Origin of the sequence: Brachybacterium sp. Marseille-Q7125 (assembly GCF_023062615.1) — a bacterium.
GTDB lineage: Bacteria > Actinomycetota > Actinomycetes > Actinomycetales > Dermabacteraceae > Brachybacterium.
Genome location: NZ_JALLAL010000002.1, coordinates 40,127 through 50,561 on the forward strand (window position 1 = coordinate 40,127; position 10,435 = coordinate 50,561).

9 protein-coding genes are annotated in these 10,435 nt (G+C 69.3%); 3 read left to right on the forward strand and 6 right to left on the reverse strand.

Features of this window, described 5'->3' with window-relative positions:
- Window positions 1-7: 7 nt before the first annotated feature.
- From MU407_RS00920 to MU407_RS00940, 5 genes are all read right to left on the reverse strand, one after another.
- A complete protein-coding gene (locus MU407_RS00920; RefSeq protein ID WP_246954733.1) occupies window positions 8-934 on the reverse strand; it encodes an ABC transporter permease in 927 nt (308 codons plus the stop codon).
- Complete coding sequence (locus MU407_RS00925) at window positions 931-3,003, reverse strand: glycosyltransferase (RefSeq protein WP_246954734.1); 2,073 nt, start codon at window positions 3,001-3,003, stop codon at window positions 931-933. Before MU407_RS00925 ends, MU407_RS00920 begins: the two co-directional genes overlap by 4 nt.
- Window positions 3,004-3,011: 8 nt before the next feature.
- Window positions 3,012-4,169, reverse strand: a complete 1,158-nt coding sequence (glf, locus tag MU407_RS00930; protein WP_102235069.1) for a UDP-galactopyranose mutase — start codon at window positions 4,167-4,169, stop codon at window positions 3,012-3,014.
- Window positions 4,170-4,280: 111 nt separating this feature from the next.
- Window positions 4,281-5,168, reverse strand: a complete 888-nt coding sequence (locus tag MU407_RS00935; RefSeq protein WP_233190594.1) for a glycosyltransferase — start codon at window positions 5,166-5,168, stop codon at window positions 4,281-4,283.
- A complete protein-coding gene (locus MU407_RS00940) occupies window positions 5,165-6,166 on the reverse strand; it encodes a glycosyltransferase (RefSeq protein WP_246954736.1) in 1,002 nt (333 codons plus the stop codon). Before MU407_RS00940 ends, MU407_RS00935 begins: the two co-directional genes overlap by 4 nt.
- 253 nt (window positions 6,167-6,419) lie before the next feature.
- On the opposite strand from MU407_RS00940, the gene MU407_RS00945 reads away from it, so the two are divergent.
- A complete protein-coding gene (locus MU407_RS00945; RefSeq protein WP_246954738.1) occupies window positions 6,420-7,655 on the forward strand; it encodes an LCP family protein in 1,236 nt (411 codons plus the stop codon).
- 117 nt (window positions 7,656-7,772) lie between these two features.
- On the opposite strand, the gene MU407_RS00950 is transcribed toward MU407_RS00945, so the two are convergent.
- Complete coding sequence (locus MU407_RS00950) at window positions 7,773-8,492, reverse strand: glycosyltransferase family 2 protein (RefSeq protein ID WP_246954740.1); 720 nt, start codon at window positions 8,490-8,492, stop codon at window positions 7,773-7,775.
- Between the two features lie 128 nt (window positions 8,493-8,620).
- On the opposite strand from MU407_RS00950, the gene MU407_RS00955 reads away from it, so the two are divergent.
- Window positions 8,621-9,946, forward strand: coding sequence for a nucleotide sugar dehydrogenase (locus tag MU407_RS00955; RefSeq protein WP_246954741.1), 1,326 nt, complete (start codon window positions 8,621-8,623; stop codon window positions 9,944-9,946).
- Between the two features lie 14 nt (window positions 9,947-9,960).
- The gene (locus MU407_RS00960) at window positions 9,961-10,434 is read left to right on the forward strand and encodes a DUF2304 domain-containing protein (protein WP_246954742.1); all 474 of its coding nucleotides are present in this window, start codon (window positions 9,961-9,963) and stop codon (window positions 10,432-10,434) included.
- Window position 10,435 lies beyond the last annotated feature (1 nt).

Here is a 10,435-nt window from a genome sequence, read left to right on the forward strand (position 1 = left end):
CGTCTCCTCACAGTTCCTGGGCGAAGCGGCACTTGGACCGCTCGAACACGATGGTGCCGATCACGAAGGTCCCGATCGCGATCAGCAGCCCGGCCCACCACAGGCCGAAGGGCTCTCCCGGCGCGGTCAGCGAGGGGTCCACCGCTGCGGCCTCCACCACGCCGGGGCCGTAGCGCCAGAACGCGACGTGGAACAGCTCCACGACAATGGTCAACGGGTTCAGCTGATACAGCCACCACCAGATCGTTCCACCGATGGCCTCCTCGACCATCGACACCCGGTACAGCACCGGGGAGAGCCATGTGGCCACCATGACGATGAGGTCCACGAAGTTCTCCACATCGCGGAAAGCAGCGTTCAGCGCCGCCGTCAGCATGCCGAGCCCCATCGTGAACACCAGCAGGATCACCATTCCCAGCACGAAGGCGACGACCGCGGTGAGAGACGGCAGCCAACCGAACAGCAGCGCGCCGACCACGAGCACGAGCAGCTGCGGCACGAAGTGCACCAGCGCCACGAACATGCTGGCCCAGGGGAACAGCTGGCTGGGCAGGTAGATCTTCGCCACGAGCGGCGCGTTGCCGGTGATGGAGCGAGTGGCGTTGCCGAACACCTCACCGAAGAGGTTGATCACGACGATGCCGCTGAACAGGTACACCGCATACGCGGGTGTGTTCTTGGACAGCTGCAGGAAGATGCCCAGCGCGATGTAGAAGACCAGGAACTGCACGGCGGGCTTGACATAGCTCCACACCATGCCGAGTGCGCTGCCGCGATAGCGCACGCGCAGCTCCTTGCGCACCAGCAGGCGCAGCAGGAACCGTTCGTAGATCGGGTTCAGCCACCCGGCGTCCTCTCCCGGGGCGCGCCAGCCCTCCGCCTGCTCGGCCCGGGTGGGAACCTGCGCCGCGCGCGGGGTCCTGCCCTCGTTCACGCCGTGGTGTTCCCCGTGCCAGATCGCTTCTGCTCACTCTCGCGCACCGGCGCGGGATTCGCAGCGAAGGTCTCCTCCCACGCCGCGAAGGACGTGAGCTCCTCGGCGGCGTCCCGGTAGCGTGCGCGCAGCTCGGGCCAGCGCCGCAGCAGCTCCGCGTGGTCCTTCACAGCCTGGGCGATCATGCCGCGCACCTGCCGCGGGCTGCGGCGGTACCACGACACCTTCGTCCCCTCGGCGTTGGAGACCAGGGCGGAGTCCAGATGGGCCAGGCGCCACCACTTCGCGTCCTGATGCGCCACGAGAGCCTGCGGGTGCTCCTGGGAGCTTTCTTTGGGCTCCAGGATGACCTGCTTGACCAGGGTCTTCGCGGCCCAGATCGGCAGCAGCTCACGGCGCGGCTCCGTGAAGGGCCGTCCCTTCCGCGGCGGCTTGGTCACCTTCACCGCCGGGTAGTCGTCCACGTCCGGCTTGGCCTCGGAGTCTCCGTGTTGGGCCAGGACCTGCTTGATCTGCGGCAGCTTGGTGCCGATCTCGGCGTGCAGGGTCTCCGGTCCGCGTAGCAGGTCCCGCAGGGCCAGGGCCCGGTTGGCGACCGTGGAGTACTGCATGGAGATGATGTGCTTGATGTCCAGGAACTGGGATTCCTTGATCAGCCGTCCACCGCGCTCGTACGGGGAGTGCAGCAGCGCCGCGATCGCCCGGTTGCGCTCATGGAAGTAGGACTGCCAGCCCACGCCGTCGTCCTTGTCCTGCCAGCTGATGTGCCACACACCCGCGCCGGGCAGCGAGACTGTCGGGTACCCCGCGGCCTTCGCGCGCAGACCGTACTCGGAGTCATCCCACTTGATGAACACCGGAAGGCTCAGCCCGATCTCCCGTACCACCTCGGTGGGGATCAGGCAGGTCCACCAGCCGTGGAAGTCCACATCCACGCGGCGGTGCAGCCACGGGGTGGATCGCAGGGGCTCCGCCGCGAGGTCATGGCCGTACTCGTGCTCCTCGGAGGGGAGCATCCACAGGAACCGCCAGGGGTTGACGATCTCGCCGTAGGCGTGCAGCACTGAGCGGTTGTTGAGGTCGAACATATGCGCACCCACGAGTGTGGGCACGGTCGCGTAGTCGGCGAAGGCCACGAGACGGCTGAGCGACTCGGGTTCGATGACGATGTCGTCATCGAGGTTCACCACGTAGGTGCTGCGGCCGTTCGTGGAGGCCTCGTACATGCCGCGGGAGAAACCGCCGGAGCCGCCGATGTTGCCCTGCTCGATGACCTCGAGCTGATCGCCCATGGCGGCCTGCATCTCATCGAGGCGCTCGGGGTGATCCGAGAGGCGGTCACTGCCCTGGTCCACTACGTACATCACATCGAGGATCTCGCGCAGGCGCGCGTCCTTCGAGATCTGCTCGACGTTGTCCAGGGCGTAGGACACCTTGTTCATCGTGGTCATCGCGAGGGACACCGTGCCCTCGGTACGTGCTGCCGCAGCCTCGAGGGACCAGTCGGCACCGATCAGGGTGACCTCGGAGTGCCCGGAGTACAGGTCGAACCAGTACCAGCCGCCATCACCGAAGGCATCCAGCGGCAGGTCCAGCACGGTGGTCTCCGGGGCGCTGCCGTTCCCCAGCGGGACGGCGTCGTGGCGCTGGATGCTGCCGCGCGCGTTGGAGCGGTAGACGATCAGCTGACCGGGCCCGGCGGTGGTGACCGTCAGACGCACGGAGCGGACCGGGGTCCAGCGCCGCCAATAGCTCGCGGGAAAGGCGTTGAAGTAGGTGCCGAAGCTGCGCATCGACCGCTCCGGCACCACCACGCTGTGCCGCTCGCTCAGCTCATCGGGATCCACCTGGGTGACCGGCGCTGCGCCGCGGGCGTCAGCGGTGCTCTCACGGACAGCCGCGACAGCGCCCACGCCGGCCGCGGTGTCGGTGCGGCCGGTCCGCGCGGCCTCGGACTCGATGTACAGCGGAATGATGTCCGGCGTGACCTCGAGCGGGAGGATCAGCCGCTGGACCACCCGGCGTGCGGTGTCGTCGGCGGTCGTCTCGGTGGCAGTGCTGTGGGTCATGGTGCTCCTCAGCGGCCCAGCAGGGCGGGCAGCTTGTTGTCGGCCATGGACAGGGCGGAGCCGATGGCCATGTGCATGTCCAGGTACTGGTAGGTGCCCAGGCGCCCGCCGAACAGGGTGCGCGGCTCGGCCTCGGCCAGCTCGCGGTACTTCAGCAGGCCTGCGCGGTCCTCGGCGGTATTGATCGGGTAGTACACCTCGTCACCGGGCTCGGCAAAGCGGGAGTACTCGCGCTGGATGACGGTCGCGTCCTTGGTGTAGTCGCGCTCGGGGTGGAAGTGGCGCGGCTCGATGATGCGGGTGTACGGCACCTCGGCGTCGGCGTAGTTCATGACCGAGGTGCCCTGGAAGTCACCGATCTCCAGGTGCTCGGTCTCCAGGTCGATCGTGCGCCAGCCCAGGCGGCCCTGAGAGTAGTCGAAGTACTGATCCACCGGGCCGGTGTACACCACCGGGATCTGCCCGCGCACGGCGTCGCGGTGCAGCGGCTGGGAGGTGTCGAAGTAGTCGGTGGACAGCTTCACCTCGATATTCGGGTGGTCCGCCATCCGCTCCAGCCAGGCGGTGTAGCCATCCTTCGGCAGGCCCTCATAGGTGTCGTTGAAGTACCGGTTGTTGTACGTGTAGCGCACCGGCAGACGGGAGATGATCGAGGCTGGCAGATCCTTGGGATCGGTCTGCCACTGCTTGCCCGTGTAGTTCTTGATGAACGCCTCGTACAGCGGGCGGCCGATGAGCGAGATGCCCTTGTCGTTGAGGTTCTCCGGGTCCTTGCCGGCGAACTCCCCGGCCTGCTCGGCCACCAGGGCGCGGGCCTCATCGGGGGTGTAGGCGGCGTTGAAGAACTGGTTGATGGTGCCGAGGTTGATCGGCATGGGGTACACGATCCCGTTGTGAGTGGTGTACACGTGGTGCCGGTAGCCGGTGAACTCGGTGAAGCGGTTCACGTACTCCCATACCCGCTCATTGGAGGTGTGGAACAGGTGGGCGCCGTAGCGATGCACCTCGATGCCGGTCACGTCGTCGGCGGCGGAGTACGCATTGCCCCCGATGTGGTCACGGCGGTCGATGATCGTCACCGAGACGCCGTGCTCAGCGACCGCACGCTCGGCGATGGTCAGGCCGAACAGGCCGGAGCCGACGATGAGGAGATCAGGAGTCGACACGAGGGAGTCCTTTCGAGACGGGCGAGGTTCCACCGGGAACTCGTTCACAGTAACCGAGCCGGGCGGGCCCTCGGCACAGGGCGGTCGGCGCGCCGGGGCGTGTGGCAGTGCTCATGCATCACCTGCCGACATCGTCGCATCCCGCTCTGCTGCGCGCCGAGAATCCCGTTCGACGAAGGTGCGGTAGACGATCCGACGCACCCACCCCGGGGCACAGCGGTAGACGGTCCGCTCGGCGACATTGCGCGCGAAGCCCAGCGGCGTCACCACCCGGTCGCGCAGCATGATCAGCTGCAGGCGCAGGTCACTGCCCAGCAGGCGCGCTCCCCCGCGGCGGGCGAAGAGGTCCTCATCCACGCGGTAGTCCACGAGCACGTCCGGCAGGTTCGCCATCTGCGCCCCGCCCAGCAGCATCCGCTCCCACAGCCAGTAGTCCTCCAGCAGCACCAGGTCGCGGTAGCCGCCGACGGCCAGCACCGTCGAGCGGCGCAGCACCATCGTGGGGTGGTGGAACGGGCTGTGGCGAGGCAGGTAGCGGACGATGTCCTCATGCGTGAGCGGACGCTCTCGCAGCGGGCCCTGGCCCGGCGGGATGCGGTCGCTGAACTCGCGCATCGCCCCGCCGAGCAGGTCCAAGCCCTCAGCGTGCATGCGCGGGATCTGCAGGGCGAAGCGCTCGGGCCGGCACAGGTCATCGGCATCGGCCCGGGCCACCAGGTCGAAGGGGCACTCGCGCAGCCCGTCCTGCAGGGCGGCGGCCACGCCGCGATGCCGGGGGTGGCGCAGCACCCGGGCCGGCCCGTAATCCCCCGCCTCAACCTGCTCCACGATCTCCTCGAGCTCGGTGGGCAGCGGACCGTCCACGGTCAAAACCAGAAGATCCGGAGTCAGCTGCTGCTCGATGGTGGCCGAGGCGAGGGCCGCGCGCAGACGGTCCGGACACTCCTTCGCCCACAGCGGCATCAGCACCGCGAACGGCGCGGGGGCGGGGGCGGTCACCGCCCGGCCGCCCGCTCGATGGCCCGGATGTCCGCGGCGGCCTCCCCATCGGCCTCGAGCACGCGGGCGGAGGGACGCGGGCCGCGCCGCAGCGCCGCCAGCAGCCCGCGCAGGCCCACACCGAGCAGGTCCGTGCGATGCCGCAGCAGCAGGCCCACCCAGCCCAGGGCGGTGCGGCCGCCGTACAGGATCCGCTCCAGCAGGGTGAAGGAATCGGTACGGGCGAGCGCCCAGATCCGATTGCGCACATCGAAGTAGAAACGGCTGCCCGGATTCGACTGTGCGCTCGCGAAGGCGACGGTGCGATGCTCCACGACGGAGGCGGGCACCCGCAGGCCGCGGCCGTGGCGCAGCAGGCGCCCGGTGTGCTCGAAGTCATCGGACCACAGGAAGTAGTCCGCGTACGGCAGCCCCAGGCGGCGCACATCCTGCGCATTCAGCAAGGCGGAGACGTAGCTCGCGGTGCGGATCGCCGTGCCGCCCGCGCGGGCCGCATCGCGCTTCTCCTGCGCGCTCGCGTTCAGACGCTGGCGCTGCGTGTTCATGGGGTGGTCGCGTCCGTCGGTCCACACCGCGCGGGAGCTCAGCACGCTCAGGCGCACCGGGGAGGCCCCGAGGGCGTCGAGCAGGGCGCTGAGCGCCTCGGGCCGCGGCACCGTGTCGTCGTCCATCACCCACACCCAGTCCGCCTCGTGCCGCACCAGGGCGCGGGCGATGCCCGCCGCGAAACCACCGGCGCCGCCCACATTGCGGCGCAGGTGCACCACATCGGCGTCGATCTCGTGCTGATCGGCGACCTCGCCGCTGCGGTCGGTCGAGGCATTGTCGATGATCACCACCGCATCGGGGGCGCGATGCTGCGCGAGCAGCCCGTCCAGGCATTCCTGCAGCAGCTGCTCACGGTTGTAGGTGACCACCACGGCGACCACGCGCGCGGACGCGAGATCGGGATGGGCTGCGGATGCAGGGGTCTCCGGCACGGGTGCGGGCTCGGTCACGGCGCCTCCTGGGTGGGTCGATGCCGCCGCTGCGGCCCTCCAAGTCTACGAAGACCCACCGGGTAGGCCGCACCGGGGCTCGCCCGGGCTGTGAAGGTCCCGCGGAGGTTCCCGGGAGGCCGGGCGGCACGGGCTGTGCTGGACGGCGTGTCGGCCACGGGGACGGTTACGCTGACGGGCGCCCGGCCCCTTCGTCTGGGCTCCGGGCCCGCTCCCTGCGGGCCTTCCCCGGCCCGGAAGGATGAGCCAGATCGTGAGCGAACAGCAGCCGCCGCGCTCCCCGCGTCCCGGCGGGCCGCGCCGCCCGGCAGGCAGCCGTGCCCGGGCCGGCGGCAGCGCGCGGCCGGTGCCGCCGCGGTCGACCCGCCCCCTCTCCCGCCCGGGAGAGCAGCCCACCCGTCCGCTGCCGCGCCAGCAGCAGGCGGGATATGACCCCGCCCCGCATTCGGGCGGGTCGGTGCCGCCGCCCACGCAGCAGCCGTACGGCGCCCCCGTCGATCCGGTCCCGCCGCCGCAGCGCTCCCCTGCCCCGTATCGTCGGCCGTCCCGGGGTCGGCGCCGCCCGCCGCGCGCGCTGCGTCTGGGGGCGACGCTGCTGGTGCTCGTGCTGGTGATCCTCGTGGGATGGGCGGGCGGCCTCACGCTGTGGGCGAATTCGCGCATCGAGCACGTCGATGCCCTCTCCGGCGCGGCGAATACCCCCGGCACCACGTACCTGATCGCCGGTTCGGACCAGCGGGATGCCGCGGTGGGTCCCGATGGGACCGAGGGGGCCCGCACCGACACGATCATGCTGCTGCATAAGGCGCGCAACGGCCGCAGCTATCTCATCTCGCTGCCGCGGGACACCCTCGTGGACATCCCCGGGTATGGCGGATACAAGCTGAACGCCGCCTACGCGTTCGGTGGCGCACCGTTGCTGGTGCAGACGGTCGAAGGCTTCACGGGGCTGACGATCGATCACTATGTGGAGATCGGCTTCGACGGCGTGCAGCAGCTGGTGGATGCGGTGGGGCACGTGAACCTGTGCATCGATCAGGACGTGAGCGATGAGAAGTCCGGGCTCGAGATGACGAAGGGCTGCCATGACGTCGGCGGCGAGCAGGCCCTCGCCTTCGTGCGCGCGCGCTACTTCGATCCCACCGCGGACCTCGGGCGCCAGCAGCGCCAGCAGCAGTTCGTCAGCGCATTCATGGACCGGGTGACATCCCCGTCGGTGCTGCTGAACCCGATCACCCAGGTGCGTCTGGCGGGAGCCGGGTCCGGGGCGCTGACCACCTCCGAGGGCACCGGCATCGTCGATGTCGGTCGCATGGCGCTCACGGCGCGGCGTGCCATGGGTGCCGAACCGGTGACGCTGCCCATCGCCGATCCCCAGTACCAGACGAAGCACTCTGGGGTGGCGGTGAAGGTCGATGAGCAGGAGGCCGCAGCGTTCTTCGAGGCCGTGGCCGAGGGGACGGCGGAGCCCGAGCCGACCGACGGCTGAGTCGGACCGGGCGCCCGCACCGCTGCGCGGCGCGCCCGGCGGGGTTCCCGTCGGAGCCCGCGCACCGCTGGACGGCTCAGCGGAAGAACCTGGCTCAGCGGAAAAACCTGGCTCAGCTCAGCGGAGGAACATGTCGATGACGATGTTCACCGCGTTCAGCACGGACTGGCCTTTGGAACGCGAGTAGTCGGTGTACAGGATGTGCACCGGATGCTCGGCGACGCTGAGCTTATGCCGCCCGATCTCCTCGACGATCTCTGAGGCGTGCGACATGCGGTTCTGCTCAATGGTGATCTTCTCGCATGCCTCGCGGCCGAGCACCCGCAGCCCGTTGTGGGCGTCGGTGAGCTTCACCCCGCTGGTCAGATTCGTGTACCACACGGCGCCGCGCAGCACGATGCGCTTGAGCAGCCCGGGCTTGGTGCGGGAGTCCAGGAAACGCGAGCCCAGCACGAGATCCACGCCCAGCTCCTCGCGCTTGGCGATCATCGCGGCCGCATCGGCCACCTGATGCTGCCCGTCGGAGTCGAAGGTCACCACCTGCCGCATCGCCGGGTCGCGCAGGGCGTAGTCGATGCCGGTCTTCAGCGCCGCACCCTGCCCCATGTTGTAGGGGTGACGGACCACTGCGGCACCCGCGTCGGCGGCGATCCGAGCGGAGTCGTCCACGCTCCCGTCGTCCACGCAGACGACCAGCGGATAGGTCTCGCGCAGCGAACGGATGACGTCGCCGACGACCTGTCCCTCGTTGAACAGCGGGACGACGAACCACGTGCTCTCGACTCCGGGGGCGGGGTCGGGGATCTGCAGCGCAGCAGCGGCGTCGGATGAGCTCACGGGCCCTCCTTCCGGGCTGGGCGGGCGAGAAGATCCCATCGGCCGTTGAGGGTACCCTGTCACGGTGGGCCGCAGCTGTGGTCATCGACGAATATCGGCACGTGGGTGCCCACGGAGGAGGACTGAACGTGAAGGTCGCAGTTGTCGCGCTGGGGAAGATCGGACTGCCCCTGGCGGTGCAGTTCGCCGACGCCGGGCATGAGGTCATCGGGGTGGATGTCAACCCCCGCCAGGTGGAGCTGATCAACCAGGCCACCGAGCCGTTCCCGGGCGAGGCGCATCTGCAGGAGAAGCTCTCCGAACTGGTCCCGGCTGGGAAGCTGAAAGCCACCACCGAGTACGCCGAGGCGATCCCGGGCGCGGACGCCATCGTGATCGTGGTGCCGCTGTTCGTGAACGACGAGACGTGGGAGCCGGACTTCGCGTGGATGGACTCCGCCACCGAGTCCCTGGCCGAGCACCTCACCCCCGGCACCCTCATCTCCTACGAGACCACCCTGCCGGTGGGCACCCTGCGCGGTCGTTTCGTGCCGATGATCGAGAAGATCTCCGGGCTGACCGAGTCCAAGGACTTCTTCGCCGTGTTCTCCCCGGAGCGGGTGCTGACCGGACGCGTGTTCCAGGACCTGCGCCGCTACCCCAAGCTGATCGGGGCGATCAGCGAGGAGGGGGCTCGCCGCGCCCGCGAGTTCTACGAGTCCGCGCTGACCTTCGATGAGCGGGAGGATCTGCCGCGCCCCAACGGCGTGTGGGATCTGGGTTCTCCCGAGGCCAGCGAGCTGGCGAAGCTCGCCGAGACCACGTACCGGGATGTGAACATCGGCCTGGCGAACGAGTTCGCGCTGTTCGCCCAGGATCACGGCATCGACGTGTACAAGGTGATCGAGGCCTCGAACTCCCAGCCGTTCTCCCACATCCACCGTCCCGGCATCGCGGTGGGCGGACACTGCATCCCCGTGTACCCGCGGCTGTACCTGTCCACCGATCCCGACGCGAACACCGTGCGCACCGCCCGGCAGCTGAACGCCTCGGTCCCGGAGCGCCTGGTGGAGCGGGCGGCATCCCTGCTGGGTTCCCTCGAGGGGATGACGGCCGTGGTGCTCGGCGCCTCCTACCGCACCGGGGTGAAGGAGACCGCGTTCTCCGGCGTGTTCCCCGTGGTCGAGGCGCTGCGGGCGCGGGGCGCGACGGTCGCGGTGCACGACACCATGTACGGCGACGCGGAGCTCGAGGGCTTCGGCTGGACGCCCTGGCACACCGGTGATGCGGCGGACCTCGTGATCGTCCAGACCGACCACCCCGAGTACGCCGAGCTGAGCGCCGCGGATGTGCCGGGCGTGAAGCTGCTCATCGATGGCCGCAACATCACGACGGCGAAGAACTGGCAGGGAACCCCCCGCCTGGTGCTCGGTGACGGCTCCGCCTCCACCCACCAGGCCGCCTCCAACGCCTGATCATGCTCGATTCCGTGCTCACTGCCGTCGCCCACCTCCCTGCGGGGACGGGCGACGGCGGCATGCTGCTGGCCGACGGGATGGGACAGCGCGCCTTCGCGAACCGTTCCTTCATCATCCAGATGTTGCTGATCCTGGGCATCCTGGTGATCACCGCCTGGCTGTTCATGAAGCGCGGGGCGAAACAGCTGGCGGTGCGGCGCCTACTGATCATCTGCTTCGCGATCTTCGCGGTGTTCACGGTCATCTTCCCGACCATCCTCACGCAGGTGGCGAACTTCGTGGGCGTGGGCCGTGGCGCGGACCTGCTGCTGTACGCCACCGTCGTGGTGCTGCTGGGGGTGATCGCCGTGCAGGAGGCGCGCGCGAAGAACGAGGAGAAGCGCACCACCTATCTCGCCCGGCGGCTCGCGCTGGATGAGGCGCGTCCCGCGACCGAGTATCGGGCCGAGGCGCTGCGCGAGCACGGCGGACCGCGAGGCACCTGAC